Source organism: Pseudomonas putida, from assembly GCF_028682455.1.
Taxonomy (GTDB): domain Bacteria; phylum Pseudomonadota; class Gammaproteobacteria; order Pseudomonadales; family Pseudomonadaceae; genus Aquipseudomonas; species Aquipseudomonas putida_AA.
The window spans coordinates 1-18,584 of record NZ_JANHLD010000005.1 but is presented as its reverse complement, the minus strand read 5'-3'; the positions used below and the strand labels follow the sequence as shown (position 1 = coordinate 18,584).

At 59.8% G+C, this 18,584-nt stretch carries 25 protein-coding genes; 18 read left to right on the top strand and 7 right to left on the bottom strand.

Annotated features, from left to right (window positions below; all coding sequences use genetic code 11):
- Window position 1 precedes the first annotated feature (1 nt).
- The 6 genes from NPS58_RS27025 to NPS58_RS27000 all read right to left on the bottom strand — a co-directional run bounded on the left by NPS58_RS27025 (window position 2) and on the right by NPS58_RS27000 (window position 2,971).
- Complete coding sequence (locus tag NPS58_RS27025) at window positions 2-244, bottom strand: DUF4224 domain-containing protein (RefSeq protein ID WP_274118281.1); 243 nt, start codon at window positions 242-244, stop codon at window positions 2-4.
- Window positions 244-501, bottom strand: coding sequence for a hypothetical protein (locus NPS58_RS27020; protein ID WP_274118280.1), 258 nt, complete (start codon window positions 499-501; stop codon window positions 244-246). Before NPS58_RS27020 ends, NPS58_RS27025 begins: the two co-directional genes overlap by 1 nt.
- Window positions 498-1,004 carry a hypothetical protein gene (locus NPS58_RS27015; RefSeq protein ID WP_274118279.1) on the bottom strand — a complete coding sequence of 169 codons (507 nt, stop codon included), beginning with the start codon at window positions 1,002-1,004 and terminating at the stop codon, window positions 498-500. Before NPS58_RS27015 ends, NPS58_RS27020 begins: the two co-directional genes overlap by 4 nt.
- A 93-nt stretch (window positions 1,005-1,097) precedes the next feature.
- Window positions 1,098-1,337, bottom strand: coding sequence for a pyocin activator PrtN family protein (locus NPS58_RS27010; RefSeq protein ID WP_274118278.1), 240 nt, complete (start codon window positions 1,335-1,337; stop codon window positions 1,098-1,100).
- Window positions 1,334-1,843 carry a hypothetical protein gene (locus NPS58_RS27005; RefSeq protein WP_274118277.1) on the bottom strand — a complete coding sequence of 170 codons (510 nt, stop codon included), beginning with the start codon at window positions 1,841-1,843 and terminating at the stop codon, window positions 1,334-1,336. The genes NPS58_RS27010 and NPS58_RS27005 overlap by 4 nt, the downstream gene beginning before the upstream one ends.
- Before the next feature lie 288 nt (window positions 1,844-2,131).
- Window positions 2,132-2,971, bottom strand: coding sequence for a LexA family transcriptional regulator (locus tag NPS58_RS27000; protein ID WP_274118276.1), 840 nt, complete (start codon window positions 2,969-2,971; stop codon window positions 2,132-2,134).
- 114 nt (window positions 2,972-3,085) lie between these two features.
- Here NPS58_RS27000 and NPS58_RS29745 point away from each other — a divergent pair, with 114 nt between their 5' ends.
- From NPS58_RS29745 to NPS58_RS26975, 6 genes are all read left to right on the top strand, one after another.
- Window positions 3,086-3,304, top strand: a complete 219-nt coding sequence (locus NPS58_RS29745; protein ID WP_425313149.1) for a Cro/CI family transcriptional regulator — start codon at window positions 3,086-3,088, stop codon at window positions 3,302-3,304.
- A 218-nt stretch (window positions 3,305-3,522) separates the two neighbouring features.
- Complete coding sequence (locus tag NPS58_RS26995; protein ID WP_274113194.1) at window positions 3,523-4,011, top strand: phage regulatory CII family protein; 489 nt, start codon at window positions 3,523-3,525, stop codon at window positions 4,009-4,011.
- Window positions 4,004-4,207 carry a TraR/DksA C4-type zinc finger protein gene (locus tag NPS58_RS26990; RefSeq protein ID WP_274113196.1) on the top strand — a complete coding sequence of 68 codons (204 nt, stop codon included), beginning with the start codon at window positions 4,004-4,006 and terminating at the stop codon, window positions 4,205-4,207. The genes NPS58_RS26995 and NPS58_RS26990 overlap by 8 nt, the downstream gene beginning before the upstream one ends.
- Entirely contained in the window at window positions 4,204-6,978 is a 2,775-nt protein-coding gene (locus NPS58_RS26985) for a bifunctional DNA primase/polymerase (protein ID WP_274118275.1), read from the top strand. The genes NPS58_RS26990 and NPS58_RS26985 overlap by 4 nt, the downstream gene beginning before the upstream one ends.
- Before the next feature lie 328 nt (window positions 6,979-7,306).
- On the top strand, window positions 7,307-7,804 hold the full coding sequence (locus NPS58_RS26980; protein WP_274113198.1) for a hypothetical protein: 498 nt from the start codon (window positions 7,307-7,309) through the stop codon (window positions 7,802-7,804).
- Window positions 7,805-8,008: 204 nt separating this feature from the next.
- Window positions 8,009-8,356: a phage holin family protein gene (locus NPS58_RS26975; protein ID WP_274118274.1), complete on the top strand. Its 348-nt coding sequence runs from the start codon at window positions 8,009-8,011 to the stop codon at window positions 8,354-8,356.
- 42 nt (window positions 8,357-8,398) lie between these two features.
- Here NPS58_RS26975 and NPS58_RS26970 read toward each other — a convergent pair whose 3' ends face one another.
- Window positions 8,399-8,845: a hypothetical protein gene (locus NPS58_RS26970; protein WP_274113200.1), complete on the bottom strand. Its 447-nt coding sequence runs from the start codon at window positions 8,843-8,845 to the stop codon at window positions 8,399-8,401.
- Window positions 8,846-9,244: 399 nt separating this feature from the next.
- On the opposite strand from NPS58_RS26970, the gene NPS58_RS26965 reads away from it, so the two are divergent.
- Genes NPS58_RS26965 through NPS58_RS26910 form a run of 12 tightly spaced genes read left to right on the top strand, consistent with a single transcriptional unit; the run spans window position 9,245 to window position 18,427 of the window.
- On the top strand, window positions 9,245-9,769 hold the full coding sequence (locus tag NPS58_RS26965) for a terminase small subunit (protein WP_274118273.1): 525 nt from the start codon (window positions 9,245-9,247) through the stop codon (window positions 9,767-9,769).
- A 43-nt stretch (window positions 9,770-9,812) separates the two neighbouring features.
- Window positions 9,813-11,699: a phage terminase large subunit family protein gene (locus NPS58_RS26960; RefSeq protein ID WP_274118272.1), complete on the top strand. Its 1,887-nt coding sequence runs from the start codon at window positions 9,813-9,815 to the stop codon at window positions 11,697-11,699.
- Between the two features lie 12 nt (window positions 11,700-11,711).
- Window positions 11,712-11,927, top strand: a complete 216-nt coding sequence (locus NPS58_RS26955; RefSeq protein WP_274113206.1) for a hypothetical protein — start codon at window positions 11,712-11,714, stop codon at window positions 11,925-11,927.
- 2 nt (window positions 11,928-11,929) lie between these two features.
- Complete coding sequence (locus NPS58_RS26950; RefSeq protein WP_274118271.1) at window positions 11,930-13,534, top strand: phage portal protein; 1,605 nt, start codon at window positions 11,930-11,932, stop codon at window positions 13,532-13,534.
- A gap of 2 nt (window positions 13,535-13,536) precedes the next feature.
- Window positions 13,537-14,754: a S49 family peptidase gene (locus NPS58_RS26945; protein ID WP_274118270.1), complete on the top strand. Its 1,218-nt coding sequence runs from the start codon at window positions 13,537-13,539 to the stop codon at window positions 14,752-14,754.
- 12 nt (window positions 14,755-14,766) lie between these two features.
- The gene (locus NPS58_RS26940; RefSeq protein WP_274118269.1) at window positions 14,767-15,117 is read left to right on the top strand and encodes a head decoration protein; all 351 of its coding nucleotides are present in this window, start codon (window positions 14,767-14,769) and stop codon (window positions 15,115-15,117) included.
- Between the two features lie 11 nt (window positions 15,118-15,128).
- Complete coding sequence (locus NPS58_RS26935; protein ID WP_274118268.1) at window positions 15,129-16,160, top strand: major capsid protein; 1,032 nt, start codon at window positions 15,129-15,131, stop codon at window positions 16,158-16,160.
- A gap of 1 nt (window position 16,161) precedes the next feature.
- Window positions 16,162-16,344 carry a hypothetical protein gene (locus NPS58_RS26930; protein WP_274113217.1) on the top strand — a complete coding sequence of 61 codons (183 nt, stop codon included), beginning with the start codon at window positions 16,162-16,164 and terminating at the stop codon, window positions 16,342-16,344.
- A gap of 2 nt (window positions 16,345-16,346) precedes the next feature.
- Entirely contained in the window at window positions 16,347-16,667 is a 321-nt protein-coding gene (locus tag NPS58_RS26925) for a head-tail joining protein (RefSeq protein WP_274118267.1), read from the top strand.
- Window positions 16,664-17,326, top strand: a complete 663-nt coding sequence (locus NPS58_RS26920; protein ID WP_274118266.1) for a hypothetical protein — start codon at window positions 16,664-16,666, stop codon at window positions 17,324-17,326. The genes NPS58_RS26925 and NPS58_RS26920 overlap by 4 nt, the downstream gene beginning before the upstream one ends.
- Window positions 17,319-17,849, top strand: a complete 531-nt coding sequence (locus NPS58_RS26915; RefSeq protein ID WP_274118265.1) for a hypothetical protein — start codon at window positions 17,319-17,321, stop codon at window positions 17,847-17,849. Before NPS58_RS26920 ends, NPS58_RS26915 begins: the two co-directional genes overlap by 8 nt.
- Window positions 17,846-18,427, top strand: coding sequence for a phage baseplate assembly protein V (locus NPS58_RS26910; protein ID WP_274118264.1), 582 nt, complete (start codon window positions 17,846-17,848; stop codon window positions 18,425-18,427). The genes NPS58_RS26915 and NPS58_RS26910 overlap by 4 nt, the downstream gene beginning before the upstream one ends.
- The last annotated feature ends 157 nt before the right edge of the window (window positions 18,428-18,584 follow it).

Here is an 18,584-nt window from a genome sequence, read left to right as displayed (position 1 = left end):
ATCAGCTCACTCGTGCCAAGTCTAAGGTCCAAGTTTCAGCTACGGCACTGGAAGCTGATGGCTTGACCCCGGCAAGCTTCAGGCGTGCGTAGACGCGACCAACCACAGGGCGTCTGGCAGCAGTCAGTACGTGCTGCCAGCCATTCCGATTCAGCCAATCGATCTGACGGGATGGAAGCAGGTAGCCAGTGATCGCTGCAATCTCTTCATCGGCCAGTATTTCGCTCGTGAGGTTGGTCGGCATTAGATGTTCCTCCGGTGCTTATACCCGTTGGCAGGCTGCGTATGCGGGCGATCTGAAGAGAAAGGCGTGGTGTCAGCAGGTGCTGCCTTGCGCTCGTGTTTGATGATGAAGCCCGCTGCCTGGCGGATCTTTGAGCACTTGTCGTGGCCGCCCTTGCGCACGCGTGGCTTGCTGCACACATCGCAGAGGGCCGACATGGCCGGTCTGGCCAGGGTCTGCATGCCCTTGGGGCAACGGATGCTTGGTTGGTAGGTCATGCCGTGTCACCTGCGCTTTCAATTTTTGCGGCAGTGGGTGCCATGCGCAGTTCGGCGCCGATACGAACGGCCAGCGCATTCAGCCCATGCGCCTGCGCGGTAGCTCGGCCCCGCCAAGGCTCAGTACCGGGCATCGAACTCCAGGTCTTGAATGCCAGTGCGAGGCTTTCAGCGGCGTTGCGCAGCAGTTGGTGGTCGGTATGGGTGACCGCCAGGCCGGTGTAGGACATGACGCGGGCTTCAAGCTCGGCGATGGTGTCGCGGCGAGCATTCATGGCCTGGGTGAAACTCTTCTTTGCGGCGTCCAGCTCGGCCGCCTTGTAGGCCAAGTCCGTCTCAAGCGCTTTCACATATCGTTTGAGCTCGGTATTACGCGTGTTCTTCCCTGTCTCAAGTCCATGCGCAAAAGCACGTTGACGTGCTGTGGTGAACAGGAAGGGGAGGAACGCCAGGGTGAAAATCCATAAAGCGCCTAGGGCAAGGATGTAGTGTTGCTGTTGCATGTGTTGTGCTCCAGATGTCACTTGGCACCAAGCCATGAAGCCGTGGTGAGGGCATGATGCCGAGCAAAATGTCCCTGCAGGCCGGGACCGCCGTTAAGTCGCTTGCTTCGCTTGCGTATCGAGGAAATCAGCGAGGTCGTGTAGGTACACCACTGGCTTGGCTCGTGCGGAGTTATGCGGCTTGCTGAGCTTGAGCCCGATCCGTTTGGCTTTAATCAGTTCGCGCAGACGGCGATCTGTTTTGATGTGCGGGAAGTAGTGTTCTCGCACAACGCTCAGCGTCGGACAGGGAGTGGGGAACTGCTTGCGTAGCTGTGCCAATGTGTCGGTCATGGACGCCCCCCGCCCCCCTCTTGTTTTGGCCGGAGCTGAGAGCGGATGACCTCGGCAAGGTGGTCCTTGCAGGTACCCTTTGCGGCGGCACAGACGTCCCCCTGGTCGTTGGTCACGACGGCGCCGAAAGGGTGGACTGGGTCCGTTGTAGGTGTGATGTATGCGATCTGGTTGGCATCAATGAGCCCGTTCAGGTGCTCCAGCGCCTCCAGCATGGCTATGGCCTGCTCGGACTGGCGCCCAGACTCAGTGCGACCGTTGGCAAGATCCTGGATGAAGTCTCGCAGATGTTGGTATTTGGCTGTGTCGTCGCGCTGAAGGGTGAGCGAGCCTTTCTGCGGGCCAAACGTCACCGTTACCCGATGAGTTTCGGCATCAGTCTCGATCATGACTTCGGCATTGATGGTGGCTTCGGGGCGCTGAACTGGGCAGATGGTTTCGCCGCCTTGGTCCAAGGCGTGCTGAAGCAGCATCACGTTGCGGAGAGGAACGATGTATTCGCTCATGCGGTCCCTCCGCATACCGGAATAGCGCGGGCATGGCCATTCGGGGTGGCGATGACCAAGAGGCCGGTGCGACGTTGAATAGTATCTACGGTCGACCGGTTGCTACTGGCGGTGGGGTGCAGATAGACCTTGCAGGCGCTGCGGGATAGTGCGTTTGGCATAGCTCGAATCTCTGTGGTGAGAAGAGGGTTCGAGCAGAGATTAGTGTTACTGATGAATTCAGTCAACAGTGTTACGAATATTTCGACTGAAGCCAAAAGAAAGGCCGCATTGCGCGGCCTTGATTACTCATAGTAGGACTGAATACCAGAAGACTTTTCCGATGATCCTGATGTGTTGATTTACGTAATCGCCGTCGTAGCGTTCATCGGGGTGTTCGGAGTCGTTGTAACTCCTGAGTCTGAGGCCGCCGCCGGGGACTCGGTAAAGGAGCTTCACACGGAGCTGACCGTTATGGTCAATGGCGTACATTTTTCCGTCCTGGACCGCAACAGCGGTGGTGTCGACACCAACGGTGCTTCCGTCTGGCAGTACCGGCTCCATGCTGTTTCCAGTTACGGGGACGCATCCTGCAGCGCTTGGGTCGATATTCTTCCTTTGCAGGGTGCGTTTGCCGAAACGTAGTTTACGTCCATGCGTTTCCAGCATCACTTCGGATCCCTTGCCTGCGGAGAGTTCAACTTCCTTAAAAAACGGCAGCTCTACTTCATCCTCCCCAAGCGATGTTTCATCGTCCCACACCTCAATGAGCTGCAGGGTGGTAGATGGGTCTAGAGACGCGATCCGGTGATTTTCTATTGGTGTTGCGGTGAAGCCGACCTGGCTTGTAAGTGTTGATGCCAGTCGAGGGCTCACCTCTGATGGAGCAAAGTCCAGGGCGCTGGATAGCTTCAGCAGCGCCGTAAGGTTTAGCGGGATTTTTCCATTGAGGTACTGGCTGACAACGCTCTGGCCTGACCAACCGCACAGATCAGCAACCTGATCCTGCGTCAGAGAGGGGCGAGCGCGTTTCCTCTCCTGGTAAATCGCCTTGAGTTTTCTGGCTTCCTCTTCACGAACAGCCTGCTCGACCTCCTTCGTTGGGTCGTCTGCGGCTTCGGACTTGGTGCTGGTATCAGTTCTGTTCATCATTCCAGACTATAAGCAAAACTGATTTTTTAAAAATAGTGTTACGATTATTATCGCTTGCCATGATAAAAAAGTAACACTAATATTTCGGTCGAATCACAACCAGACAGGTGGATGATGAATGACTTAGGAATGCCTCTACGTGAGTTTGCGCAAGGTAAGACGCAGCCCGAGTTGGCGCGGGTGTTGGGCGTCTCGCAGAGCGCGGTATCCCAGATGCTTAATTCAGAGCGTGACATTCGCGTGCGTAGCGATGGATGCGGCGGGTACACCGCAATTGAAATTCGCCCGGTAGGTAGCCGGCGTAAGCCGAAACCTGAAGGAGACTGCTGAGCTGGGGCCTCTCACCACAAGAATTTCCCCAGCTCAGCGATGACGGCGCAGTCGCGCCACCAAACCCGCCATCCGGTTCCTTCTCACCACAAGATTCACCGGATGACTAGAAAGACATGCCTTGTCGCACAACACATTTGAACAGGCATATCGGTCGTGGTCGTAGGATAGGGCTTGCCCAATCTCATGGCTACACCGTTAATCGAGGTTTAACGGTTATGAGTCGCATAGATACATTGCCGGGCACAGGCCTGGTCCTTTCCCTGCGGCAAGCGCTCTATCGCGCTGGTCGTGACTACCACGGCGGGATCACTCGCCTGGCCTTCGATATGGGCATCGATATTGATGCCCTGCAGAAGAAGCTCAAACATGATGAAGAGCGCCGCTGGCTCTCGCCGGACGAACTGGAGGAAGTTCTGCAGTGGACCGCGGATACCCGCGTGCTCGATGCACTCTGCCGGGCCGCAGGCGTTGTCTGGTATCGCCCAGAACCGGTACCGGCCACCAATGAAGCCCTGAAGGCCGTTGGCAAGTTGCTGGACGAGGCAGGGGCGTTCGTTGGCAGCATGCACGATGGCGCGGCAGACAACGTGTGGGAGCTGCACGAAGTTCTCGACCTTGAGAAGCGAGGCATGGACGTCATTCGGCAGGTGCTGGCCATCATGGCTGGTGCCCGCCAGGCGATGGAGGACCGTGCAAATGGCTGACATCGCCGATCTGGCCAATGACCAGGCCGACTACTTCCTGCAGATGTCGTTGCAGCGCCAGTTGCGTGCAAGTGCAAAGCCCAGCGCGCAATTCTGCGAAGACTGCGACGAACCTATCCCGGCGTTGCGTCAGCAGTTGGTCGCAGGTTGCGAAACCTGTGTCAGTTGCCAAGAGCTGCGGGAGCGGCATGCATGATTGACCTCCAAGGACAGCCGACTGCTGCATGGGCGCGGCACTACATTGAAGCCTACGGGCTTGCACTGGTACCGATTGAACCAGGTGAGAAGGGCCCGAAGGGCAGTGGGTGGAACAAGCCTGGTGGTTACTACACTGACGCCAATGCTGCCGAAGCACTTTGGCAGAAGCGGCCTGCGCACAACCTCGGTGTGGTCCTGGGGCCGAGCCGAGTTTGTTCGCTTGATGTCGATGATGTAGAACTGAGTCGGCTTGTGTTGCAACAGCAGCTGGGCATGGATCTGGATTCCCTGGCAGATGCCTATCCGACCACAGTTGGTAACCCGACGCGCTTTCGCGTTATGTTCCGTGTGCCGGATGGTGTCGAGCTGACCCGACACTCGCTGGTATGGCCCAACAAGACCGACCCCGATGGGTCGATTTTCAAGGGCATCATGGCCCAGGTAAAGGCGGCGGTAGATGCGGGCGATACTGCTCGGGAAGCTGCTTTTCGCCTGGCCGCTGAGCCCTTCAAGAAGATCACTGTCTTCGAGTTGCGGGGCGGCCTGGTCCAGGACGTCCTGCCACCCTCTATCCATCCTGGAACAAAGCAACCTTATACCTGGCGTAACCCGCCATCGCCGGATGGGTTGCCGGACCTTCCGCCTGAGTTGCTGAGTATTTGGCTGGGGTGGGATGAGTTCAAGCCCGGTGCTGAAGCGACTTGTCCTTGGTTGCCCAAGCCTCTGGCGCCGCCAGTGGTCACTACACCCAAGTCGCGTTCTACACCGGAGCATTCCGGTAAGTCGCTGCCTGAAGTCATTCCTGAGTTCAACCGTTGCCATGACCTGGTAACGCTGATCGAGGCACATGGCTACAAGCGAATCGGCAACAAATGGTTGTGCCCGCAGAGCGGCAGCGGCCTTCCTGGTGTCACCATCAGCGAGGACAAACTTTATTCGCACCATAGCTCTGACCCGCTGAACAACGGGCACAAGAATGATGCGTTCGATGTGTTTTGCATCCTGCAGCATGGTGGCAACACCCGCGAGGCGACGAAGGCGGCAGCGCGTATGCTGGGCATCGACGCGAAGTCGCGACCACCATCCCCGCCACCTCTTGGTGAACTTCCCCGCGCCCCTACTCGAAATGAGGCCGACGATCAGCCGTTCACACTTGATGACCTCGCCCAGTTAATTGCTGACGATCTTCCCCGCGCCCCATTGGAAGGGGCAAGCCCCAGCCCGGCCGACTCCTGCAGCACCGGGGGCGCGGGGGACGACGCCCTCGACATTGAAATTGCCATGCGGCGATTCGCGCTGGTCGAGGGCACCACTCAGGTGTGGGACATGGATAAGGGGCGGCAGATGAAGCGCTCTGGTTTCGAGGCCCTGGTCGGTAAGCCGCTGGCGAAAGAATGGATGGAGCGGACTAACAAAAAGTTGGTTGCTGCTGAGCAAGTCCAGGAGTTAGAGCAGGCCCGGCGCATGTCCAGCAAAAAGGGCGGCGCATTGAAACTCGAGCCCATCGAACGGTACGTCTACATCGACGGGACCAAGGACGTATGGGACCGAGAGAAGAAGCGCCGGATTGCCGAGGGTGCCGTCAAAATGGCCCTTGGTGATGCCTATTCGCTGTGGCTGAACAGCCCCAGTCGGCGGGTGGTGGATGTCGACCACATCGTGTTCGATCCCACCATGACCAAAGATCCCGCTACCCACATCAACACGTTTGAAGGGCTGCCGCTGGAGCCGGTGAGGGATGACGCTGCGTGCGAAAACCTGCGCTGGCTGATCTCGTTCTTGTGCAATCACGATGCCGAAGCATTGGACTGGCTGTTGAAGTGGGTCGCGTTCCCGTTGCAGCACATGGGGGCCAAGATGGACACGGCTGTCCTGTTCCACTCGACAATGGAAGGCTCAGGCAAAAGCCTGTTGTTCTCCGACGTACTGGGGGAGCTTTACGGCCAATACGCGGCCACGGTCGGGCAGTCCCAGTTGGAGGGAAGTTTCAACGCTTGGCAGAGCCGCAAGCTTTGGGCGGTGTTCGAGGAGGTTGTTAGCCGCGATCAGCGTTACAACCAGGTCGGCAAGATCAAGCACATGATCACCGGCAAGACGGTACGCATGGAGTCGAAGTTCATCAATGGTTGGGAGGAAGCCAACCACATGAATGCGGCGTTTCTCAGCAACGAGATCATGCCCTGGCCGATCAGCGAGGATGACCGCCGCATGTTGGTTATGTGGCCTCTGGAGACGCTTCCTGTCGAGCGCCAGAAGGCCATTGGTAATGAGTTAAAGAATGGTGGTGTGGCGGCGCTTTATGGCTGGCTTTTGAGCATCGAGCTGGGTGAGTTCAATCAGCGCACACGACCACCGAAGACCGAGGCGCGCCAACGCTTGGTGGCTCTCAGTAGGACCGCATGGCAGACGTTCCTGTACCTGTGGCGCATGGGCGAGCTCGGGCGTGGCCTGTGGGGCTGCTGTCTGTCGACGGACGTGTACGCCATGTTTCTTGAGTGGTGTTCGCGCAACCGGGAGCACTCGATGAGCCAGACGAAGTTCTCCTTGATGATCAGCGCAACGGTGGAGAAGACCCGAGCGATTCCGTGGACTGATGGCAACAACCGTCGTTTCGCCGCGTTCTTCTTTCCGCCCGATGGAGATCCTTCCCTGCCCCCATCCACAAAGTCGGCCGAGCTGGGCGCGTGCGTCGCCGAGTGGCGTGCCAGGGCAAAGCTTGCGGGTTGGAATGTCGATGGCTGGGACCATGTGAAGGGGCTGGCAACATGAGTGCGACCATAAGCGTGTTGAGTGTGTTGGGTTTGTGTCGGGTCGATGTGCAAGGGGCAACACACGTATGGGCCGCAGATTCAGCGGGTTTGCCGAGGGTCGTGGTGGGTGTGTTGGGTTTGTCGTCGCGCACGCGCAGGCGCGCAACTTTTGGCGACATTCATCAGGATCAAAATAATTCCCATACGAGGCTAAATAAACTCAACAAACCCAACACACTCAACTCGAATACCTTTAATGCTTTGAATTTATTAGGTTTTATCTGTGTTGGGTTTGTGTTGAGTTGCCTAATTGTGTGTCGGGTAGCGGGTTTCGGGGGGATGCGTTGATGATGGCGGACATCGAAAGCTTGGAACTGGCAGAGCGCTTGGCGATGGTTGAAGGTTTGATGCGGCATTGGGCCGAACAGCGCGCCCGGCTCGGCCTGGAGGCGGGGTTGGGTAGTCAGATGGGTAGCATCATGGAATGGAAGGGCGCAGCACCGAGAGGCGGAACATCAGGGCATCGGATCCTGCTGGGTGGTGCTGGCCTGGATCGCTCTGCTGCGGAAGTCGACGCGGCTGTTGCCGAGCTGGGGCGTCGAGATAAGCGGGGTGCGGTGTTGTCTACGTTGGCCGAGTTTCGTTACCTGCATGGCGCACCGATTCGGGAACAGATGCGCGAGGTTGGCCTGGCCGAAGATGCAGACCGAACCTATCGAAACTGGGTCAAGGCGCTGCACCTGCAAGTGCTGTCGCTGCTGATTGCACGCTCAGGGGTTAACAGGCGGCATACCGTTCGTCGGTTCACAATGCGCCGAGCGTGCGCCGACAGTGCGTCGAAGTAGCGTCGAGACGACGAACCGAAAACTGGCCCTTTTCGGTTTTTCCGAACGCAGGTAAAAAGTCGCCACGATATGAAAAGTGCGCTTAGGCGCTTCCCCCACAAGCACTGTGCTGTGCAACCGCTCCGACCTGTCGTTGCATCGAGAACCCTGCCAATTGGCGGGGTTTTCTGTTTCTGGCGCCGTGCGTTGACCTATGAGGCACTGATGAACAGTGAGCAGCAAACTTTAGTTGGGCTTCCTATCTGGATGGTGATCGTACTTTCCCTAGTTGGGGGGGTGTCCGGCGAGATGTGGCGCGCAGACAAGGCCGGAATAACAGGCTGGTCACTGCTACGTCGCTTGGCGTTGCGCTCTGGGGCCTGTGTGACCTGCGGCTTGTCAGCCAACATGCTTCTGTATGCGCTGGGTGTTTCGGTCATCGCGTCAGCGGCGGTGGGTTGCCTCACGGCCATGGCCGGTGCCGATGTAGCAATCGGCTTGTACGAACGCTGGGCCGCCAAGCGCCTGGGCGTCTGCGAAGTGCCGCCGTCCAGTCACCCTGGTGCTGAATAAGATGGACCACCAGGATGACGGAGCGCTTTGAGTCGTGCTGATTTAGCTCGGTAACCCAAAGTAATGGGTGGCTACGAAGCGGGAGCCCACCGACAGTACTTCGCCCGCCAGGCTGCCCACGATGCTCTTGGTACCGCTTTTGGTGGCATCAACGAGTTGGTCGCCTAGGGATGGACCAACGGTAAGGCTAGCGGGAACAGCCTTGAGGGCTTCAAGGCCTTTTGCGGTTAGAACCACTCTTTCAAATCCTGAGTCATGCAGTTTCTCTTTAAAGCGCAGGTATCCCGCCTCTGCCAGCCACTCGACACAGGCGAAGAAAAACTCACCGTTCTGATTGGGAAAGTCTCCCTGCGCGCCCTCATCGTAAGAAAACCCGTCTTCCAGGAAGTCTTCGATCAGCAGATGTCTGGCTACCGGGAAGTTTTCATAGAGAGCACCAAACACCCGGCCGGTGATCTCATCAAATTTCTGAATGTTGGAGGTGGTCATGTCCTTGACTCCTGAACAAGAGAAAGCAAACCCCCAAAGCTGGGAGCAAGTATTGGGCTTCATCGACAGACAAGTGCGCCGAGATTTCGATTTTATGCGTGCGCGACATTACTGGGAGAAAACCCTGGAGGAAACCCCCAAGGAGGTCCTGGTACAGGCGTTGAGCATGGCGCTGGCCACGGGGCGTTACCAAGAGAAGCCTCGCTGCCGGTGTGGGCGGTGTTGCCGGACTTGCTGATGCCTCAGCGTTGCAGGCACGGGTGACCCCACCGGGCACGGGCGGGCGTGGTGAAATTTTGGGTCCTCCCCCTGGCTCGCCCCCTACACGGGTACGGGGACTCGCGGAATCTCTGCAGCTGAGGTGTATGCAGGGATGTCCGTCTTTTCAAGGACTTAGCAATGGGCAAGACAGTCAGCAAGGCCGACCTCGGTGAGATCGTCGGTCGAGATGAGCGCACCCTCAGCCGCTGGCAGAAAGACGGAATGCCCGTCATCGAGTTCGGCGTGGGTCGCGGCAACGAAAACCAGTACGACACCCAAGCGGTGATCGAGTGGCTCATGCGCCAGGCTGCGTTGAACGGCAAGAAGGAAAGTACACGGGATCGGCTGGACAGGATACGCGGCGACCGCGAAGAGCTGGCGCTGGCAAAGGACCTGGGCGAAGTCGTGATCGAGGCAGAGATGGTTTCTCGCTTCGAGGACGTTATCACCGCCGCCAAGATCGAGTTGCTAAATACCCTGCCGGATGAGTTGGCCGCGACTTTGTCCGCGCAGTACGGCGTTGAAGTCGACGACCAACTGATTCGCGAGCCCATCGAACTAATACTCAGGAGGTTGTCCGCGTATGACGAGGGTGACGATGATCCCGAGTGGGATCCTGACGAGCCGGACGATGAGGAGGGCTCTGAACAAGACGGCGAGTAAGGGCATCAGCCGGGCGTGCCGAAAATGGGCGCCGCCACCACGTATGAGCATCATCGAATGGGCCACCAAGTACCGTTACCTCTCAACTGAAGAGGCAGGTAAGCCTGGGAAATACCGCTTCGATGTCACGCCTCACCTGGTCTGGCCGGGTGGCCCGCTGGAAGCCTTGGACGATCCGAATGTGTTCGAGATCGTTGGTCGCAAGTCCGCCCAGGTGGCCTGGACCTCGGGGGTGATGGGTAACGCCATCGGCAAGTGGATCGACCTTGATCCGTCCCCGATCCTGATTCTGTTTCCCAAGGCCGAAGCGGCCAAGCAGTACGTCGCTGAAAAGCTGGAGCCGATGATCGCGGCGACCAAGCGCTTGCGCAAAAAGGTCGATCTTCGCAGCCGTAAGCTGCAGCAGCGCCAAGACTTCAAGCGGTTTCCTGGCGGCTTCCTCAAGATGGTCGGCTCGAACAGCCCGTCCAGTGTGAAGTCCACCCCGGTGCCTCGGGTCGCAGTGGAAGAGCCGGACGACTGCAACCTGAACCTGCGGGGGCAGGGGGACAGTATCAAGCTGGCTAAGGAACGACTGAAAACGTTCCGTCGGTCCAAGATCATCATCGGCGGTACGCCCACCATCAAGGGGCTCTCAGCGATTGACGCTGAGCTGGAGCTGTCGGACAAGCGCATTGGCCTGGTGCCATGCCATGGCTGCAGCCAGGCGCATGCCCTGAGCTTCGAGCATCTGCATTGCGACGAGGATCCCAGTTACTACCATGAGGTGTACGGTAAGCGTCGCCCGGAAACGGCGTACTACGCCTGCCCGCATTGCGGCGAGATCTGGGACGACCACCAGAAGAATGCCAACCTCCAGCACGGCCGTTGGGAGGCTACCGCCGAGTTCCGGGGAATTGCGGGTTACATCCTCAATGAGCTGTATGCCACGTTCCACGGCTCTCGCTTTGAAGTGCTGATGGAGAAGAAGCTCCAAGCCGAACACGCCGCGTCGAACGGCAACCACGGCCCGATGATCGCGTTCACCAATAGTCAGATGGGCGAGTGCTACGAGTACAAGAGCAATGCGCCCAAGACCGATGAGTTGGAGAAACGCGCCGAGCCTTACGCCGAGTTGACCGCGCCGAAAGGCGTGCTGTTGGTCACTGTCGGCGTGGACGTTCAAGGCGACCGCCTGGCCCTGGTGATCGTGGGCTGGGGCAGGGGTGAAGAGTCTTGGCGGTTGTACTGGGGCGAGTTGGAGGGCAATCCGATTGACCCCCACGATCCAGTGTGGACTGAACTCGACAAGATCATTGCCACCCCCATCACCGCCGAGGGCGGCGCTCAGCTCGCCGTTTCGTCGGTCAGCATCGACAGCTCCGACGGCAACACCAGCGATGCGGTGTACACCTACGTGCGTGACCGGCAGCGCTTCAACATCATGGCGATCAAGGGCGCGTCGATCGATAGCCGGGACCGGGAGATTTTCACCAAACCGGCCCAGTCGGCGGACACCAGCCAGGACAACACCAAGGCTGCCAAGTACGGTCTGCGGGTGTACATCGTCGGCACCCACAAGGCCAAGACGCTGATCGATGGTCGCATGCGACTCTCGGGCAGCGGGCCGGGACGGATGCACTGGTACAGCGAGATCCGCGCTGACTACTACGAGCAGGTGACCAACGAGGTACTGGCACCGCACCCGCGCCAGCCGAGCAAGATGGTCTGGCAAAAGAAAGCAGGGCGACGCAACGAAGCCTTGGACTGCGAGGTGTACGCCTTGCACGCGGCGCGCAGCCTCAAGACCCACCTGCTACGCGATCACGAATGGGACCAGCTGGAGCAGCAACAGCTTCAGCCTACCCTCTTCAATACTGAGCAGGCGGTAGCGCCGGTGCCACGCCGCGCAGTGACTCGCGGACGTGGTACTCGGAGTCGCGTCAGCTAATCGAGGTTCACCATGACAGAAGCACAACAACGCCTTGCGGAAGTTCGGGCGGCGATCTCGGCCGTCCTGAAGAACGGCCAGCGCCTGCGCCGGGCGGATCGTGAAGTCCAGATGGCCGAGCTCAACAGCCTGCGTCTGCTGGAGAAGCAGTACGCCGATCAGGTCGCCGCTGAGGCGGCAGCGCTCCAGCGCCGTGGCCGCAGCCGCGTTTCCTACGTGAGGGTTTAAGCATGGCCTTCTGGAAGCGTGAAAGCGCAGCGGATCAGCTAATGCGCGAAGCCCTGAAGCTGGCCAAGGCTACGGTTGGCGGTCAGCAGATCGTTGCCCAGGGGGGCGGTGGTGGGGTCGAAACCCGTTGGCGTGGTGCCTCGCGAGTGTTGCGCAGCATGGCCAGTTGGATTCCTGGCCTTGGCAGTCCACGACGCGACTTCAACCAGAGTGAACGGCGGATGCTGGTAGCCCGCTCCCGCGATGCCATGCGCAACCACCTTATCGCACGTGCGGCGATCACGCGGTTGCGTACCAACGTGGTTGGTACCGGCTTGGTCTGCCGTGCCCAGGTTGACCATGCGGCACTCGGCATCAGCGAAGAGGCGGCGGACGACCTGAACGGCGAACTTGACCGCCTGTGGTCGTTGTACGCCGACGACCCACGGGAATGCGATGCAGAGGCCACGCTCAACCATTACCAACTCCAGGCGCTGGTCCTGGTGTCGTCAATGGTGGCGGGCGATGTGTTCGTGGCCAGCCCGGACAAAGAGCGTCCCGGGTGCATCTTCAGCACCCGTCTGCAGTTGATCGAGTCCGACCGGGTCAGCAATCCGAATACCGGTTTGGATCGGGTCGACCTGGTCGATGGCGTCGAGTTCGACGAGCTGGGTTCGCCCGTGGCGTACCACGTGTGCACTGGGTATGTCGGCGAGCACGTGGCTGGAAAAAACCTGGCGTGGGAGCGGTTGAGCGTGTTCGGCGCTGAGACAGGCCGCCGCCGCGTGCTGCATGTCTTGGCGGACAAGGAACGGCCCGGCCAGAAGCGGGGCATGCCCTACCTGGCACCGGTACTCGAACCCCTGCAGAAGCTTGAACGCTACGCCAGTGCCGAGCTTATGGCGGCGGTGATCTCGGCCATGTTCACGGTATTCATCAAGAAGAGCAGCGACTTCCAGACAGGCAACCTGCCGATGACTGCCCTGGCTGAAGAGACTCCGGGCGGGGATGACACCACCGACGGCGAGTTGGCCTTGGGCGAGGGGGCCGTGGTTGACCTCGGTGTCGGCGAGGAACCGGTGGTGGCCAACCCCGGTCGGCCAAATGCTCAGTTCGATCCGTTCTTCACCGCCGTGGTGAAAGAGATTGGCGCCGCCCTGGAGCTGCCGCTGGAGGAACTGCTGCTGCACTACAGCAGCAGCTACAGCGCTGCCCGAGCCGCGATGCTTCAGGCCTGGCGTTTTTACAGCCTGCGCCGCTGGTGGCTGGCTTGCGACTTCTGCCAGCCCAGCCGCGAGCTGGTCATCGACGAAGCGGTGGCCAGGGGCTTGATCGACCTGCCGGGCTACGGCGACCCGGCCAAGCGCAAAGCGTACTGCCAGGCCATCTGGATTGGCCCGGCGCGTGGTGCCATCGACGAGCTCAAGGAAGCGAACGCCGCCGGTAAGCGCATTGAAATCGGCGTCAGCAACGAAACGCTGGAAACCGCAGCAATGACCGGCGAGCCCTGGCAGCAAGTGTTCCGTCAGCGCGTGCGCGAAGTCGATCAGCGTCGCAAACACAACCTGCAGGCCCTGCCAAAGAGCGGGCTGGAAAATCCGCCTGACCCTAAACCCGAAGAGGAATAAGCATGCCGCGAGCACTTGAGCTGGCTGCCTCGCAGCCCTGGCTGATGCTGCCCGACGCCCTGGACAACCTGCTGGCCATCTCTGATCGCATGGGCGATCCGATGGCGCTGGCGACCAAGCGCGGCGAGCGGCTTGAAGAAACCCGCAGTGTAAGCCTGCGCAACGGCGTGGCGGTGGTTCCGGTCATTGGACCGATCTTCCGTTACGCCAACCTGTTCACCGAGATCAGCGGTGCGACCAGCACCCAAGTCCTGGCCACTGACATCCAGCGAGCCTTGGACGACCCCAAGGTCAAGGCCATCGTGCTCAACATCGACAGCCCTGGTGGCGTGGCGTCGGGCATTAACGAACTGGCAGAGATGATCTTTGCCGGCCGCTCCCGCAAGCGCATCGTCTCGTACATCGGCGGCACGGGAGCGAGCGCGGGCTATTGGATCGCCTCGGCAGCCAGCGAGATTGTCATCGATGAGGCCAGTCTGGCGGGAAGCATTGGGGTCGTTGTGGAAGCGGTCGTCGAGAACGAGTCCACAAGCGGCCGCAAGCGCTACCAGATCGTCAGCCGCAATGCTCCGAACAAGCGCCTGGATCTCTCCACCGAGGAAGGGCGCAGCAAGCTGGGCGAGACCATCGACGCCCTGGGCGATGTCTTCGTGAGCAAGGTTGCCCGCAACCTTGGCGTCGATGCCGAGCAAGTCCCCGAGATGGGCGATCACGGCGGACTGCGTGTTGGCGCTGACGCCGTCAAGCACGGCCTGGCCCATCGCGTGGGCTCGCTGGAATCCCTGATCACCGAACTGGCCAAACCGGCCATCACCTCTCCAAGGATACACACCATGACCACCGTCAAGACCACGGCAGAACTGCGTGCGGCACTGGCTGCCGGTACCGATGCCAACACCATCGAGATTGCCCAGGCCGACCAGCCTGACACTACCTCGATTCGCACCGAGGCTACCACCGCTGAGCGCGAACGCATCAAGGGTATCAACGCTCTGGCTAGCAAGGGTTTTGAGAAAGAAATCGAAGCGGCTATCGATAACGGCAGCTCAGTCGAAGCGACCGCGCTGGTGATGTTCAAGGCCGCACAGGATCGCGGTATTTCGCTGGCGAGCATCAAGAGCGATGCCCAGGGCGTCACCGGTACCACCCCCACTGGCGGCGAGCAGGGCGAGCGCAAAGCCGCTGTCAACGCAATCGTTGCAGGCGCCTCGCGCCGTTAACTGGAGACATCCATGAGCAACCCCGAACGCACTACCTACCAGCCACGACAGCTGTCGGCCGGCGACTTTCCCATTGCTATGGACACCGGTGTCATTGCCGCTGGTCAGGATCTGACGCGTGGCGCAGTCCTGGGCCAGGTCACGGCCACCAAGGAATACCTGCTGTGCAAGGCTGCTGCCGACGACGGGTCGCAGATGCCAACCGCCATCCTCGACCAGGACATCGACACAGTGGGTGGCGCGAAGAGCGCCCCGATCCGTCTGACCGGCCAAGTGCTGGGCAGTCAACTCACCCTCGGCGAGGGCCTGACCCTGGCCGCCGCGAAGGCCGCACTGCGTCCTCTCTGCCTCTTCATTCGCTGACCGGAGCACCCATGACCGATATTTTCGACACCCTGACCATGCTGGAAGCCGTCGAGCAGATGGCAACCCCGCGTCGCTTCCTGATGAGTACCTTTTTCAATGGTGCCAACCCAGTGACCTTCGGTACCGAAGCGGTGACCATCGACATCGTGAAAGGCCAGCGGACAATGGCGCCCTTCGTTCACCCTTCGCTGCCGGGGAGCATCTCGCTGCGTACCGGCTTCAGCAGCGAAACCTACACCCCGCCTTACATCCAGCCGAAGCGTAAAACCCGTGCCGAGCAGATCCTCAAGCGCGCCGCAGGTGACAATCCCTATTCTGCCCGCACCCCGCTAGAGCGAGCGGGCGAGCAACTGGGTCGTGACCTGATCGAACTGGATGACGAGATCACCCGCCGGGAAGAGTGGATGTGCGCCCAAGCGCTGAGCACCGGCCGGGTTCGCGTCGTTGGTGAGGGCGTGGATGACACCATCGACTTTCTGATGGAAGACACCCACAAGGTCACCTTGGCCAGTGGCCGTTGGAACACCTCGGATTCTGACCCCATTGCCAACCTGCGGCAGTGGAAGCGCCAGATCGCCAAAGACTCCGGGCGCACCGGCAACGTCGCGGTGCTTAGCGGTGAGGCCCAGGACGCGTTTCAGAGCAACGACGCCGTGTTGAAACAGCTCAACACCCGGCGCGTCGATATGGGCCTGATCAAGCCTGAGTTGCTGCCAGACGGCGTGACTTACCTGGGCTACCTCAACGATCCGGGCATCGACCTGTATGTGTATGACGAGTGGTACCTGGACGACGAGGGTGATGAACAGCAGATGGTGCCTGAGGGTGGTTTGATCCTCGGCGCTACTTCGACGCGTAACGCGATGTTGTACGGCGCTATTCAGGACGTCGATGCCATCGAAAGCGGCCTGGTGGAAGCGGTGCGCTTCCCGAAAAGTTGGGTCACCCCAGACCCAAGCGCTCGCTGGTTGAAACTGCAGAGTGCCGCCTTGGCCGGCATGCTGGAACCTAATGCTTTCTTGTACGCAAAGGTGGTGTGACATGGCGGTAAAAATCGAGTACGTCGTGGCCGATGGTTGCATTCAGGACGGCAGCAAGACCTACAAAAAGGGCGAAACCTACCCGTCGACCAATAAGGAGATCCTTGAACTGCTGGTCGATGAAGGCAAAATCGCGCCTCGCGGGAAGCTTCCAGCCAAGGACGAACAAGACGACGGTGAGTGATCATGGCCTTCCGTGACCAGACGGCTGTGATGGACGCGCAGTTGCTGGAGGTTCTCGGCGATGAGGCCATGATCGAGGGGAGTGACGAGCCGGTGCCGGGATTCTTCTCGGCGCCCTGGTTGCAACCTAAGGTCGGTGGCATCAACACTGGCCTGCGCGAACCAACCTTCGCTGTGCGGATCGCACATGCTAACGGTATCAAGGAAGGCCAGCACCTGGTTGTCCAGCTTGCTCCGGAGGATGGTGGCGGACGCTACATCATCACCAAGCGGGCGCCGGACGGTACTGGCTGGATCAACCTGACCCTGCGGGAGATTCGATGAACGTTGGCAGCTATCACAAGCTATCGTCCAGCTCAGGGCTCCTCACGCTTCAGGTTGATCAGTCGGACCTGAAGGCTTTCGCTGATTTTGCTGCATTGGTCCCCAAGGCCGCGATTGCGGCCCAGCGCCGAGCCATCAACAAGACCCTACGTTGGTTGCGCACGTATATCGCGCGTGAGGTAAGCCAGCAAGAGCGTGTTGCGGTTGGCGCAGTGCGGCAGCGCTTGCGTGCTTACTCAGTTGGCAGCAATGGCCAGGGCAAGCTGTGGTTCGGCATCAACCCGATTGAAGCTAGTCGCGCTGGCCGGCCTCGGCAGACGCGTGCTGGTGTGTCGGTGGGGAATCGCCGCTATCAAGGGGCTTTTTTCAAGAAGGTTTACGGCGGGCAACCCGATGTCTGGATTCGCACTGCAAGCAAGCACTTCAAGCGCAGCGACTATCCCGCCAGTGAGGTGTCTGGAGCGGGAGGGGCCAGCTCGGGTTGGATCTCGGAAAATGACAGTCGGTATCCGTTAGCCAAGGCCAAGATCTCCTTGGATGACGTGCGCCCGCACTTTGAAAAGTGGGTGCGCCAGGCTGATCAGCATTTGCTGAAGGTGCTGCACCAGGAGCTGAACTTTGAACTACAGAAGTACCTTCGAGGATCCGTCCGTGTCTGAACCTGAATTCAGTCTTGAGTTGTTGTATCGCGCCATCGAGGAGCACATTGCGCAGGCGATCCCCGGACTGACCTGTGTGTGCACCATGCCGCATATGGCCGAGCAAGTGGATTTGCCGGCGGCCGTAATCGAGCTTGTCGAGTTTGAACCTGGCCAAGACCAGGGCACCGGGGAGACACCGCTTATCGCACGGTTTGAGGTGCGCTTTATCGTTGGCAGCGAGGATGTTGAATGCCATCAGAAGGTGGCATTCGCAGCCTCGCAAATGGCGGTGCTGCTGCGGATGCAACATTGGGGTTTGGCAGTCGGGCAGGCGCAGTTCGTGCGCTCCTCTCAGGATTGGACTCGGCCTGAACTGGATAGCTGCGCGGTGTGGGTCGTTGAGTGGACTCAGGACATTTACCTCGGTGAGGAAGAGTGGCCGTGGCCCAATCAACCGCCTGGCAAGCTGGTGTGGGGCTTCAGCCCTGACACCGGCCCCGGGAGTGAACAGCACTATCAATCGCCGGAGGCAATGGCATGAGCGCAACAAGCGCGGCCCATGACCGCATGCTGGCAGGCCTGATTATTCCTTGTCGGGTGGTGGCGGTTGACCTGGCTGCCGCCAAGGTTCGCGTTTCCGACGGCGCTGGCTGGACAAGCGCCTGGGTGCGTTGGCACAGCCAGGCGGCCGGTAAGGCCCGGCACTGGCGAGCGCCAAGCCTGGACGAGCAGGGTGCGTTGATCAGTCCGAGCGGGGAGCCAGCGCAGGGCACGTTTGTACCGGGGCTCTACGGCAACGCCGGGGCCCAGCCGGATAACCGCGATCACGTCGAGGTATGGCGTTTCGATGATGGCGGCTCGCTGGTCTACGACTGGCAGGCCAACACCTACACCATCGAGCTGCCCGGCGGCACCGTCAGCATCAAGGTCGGCAGCACCGAGGCGGTGTTGACGGATGACGCGATCACGGCCAAGTCGGGGACGGCCACCGTTGAGGCGGCCAGCATCACCCTGACAGGCCAGGTGCAGATCAACGGATCGTTACTCGTAACGGGCGATATTTTCGGTGGCGCCAGAATCATCGACACCGCCGGTAACACGGCAAACCACAAGCACTGAGGAAAGAATGATCGAAACCATAACGTTAGGCCCGATCAGTGGGTATGATCGCTTCCAAATTTCCAAGATGGTCGATAGGCAGATCAGTCGGGAGTTCGACTATCACCGTATGCTTTCTTTCTGGAAGCGGCTGATGGCGGGTGACAATGAGCCAGAG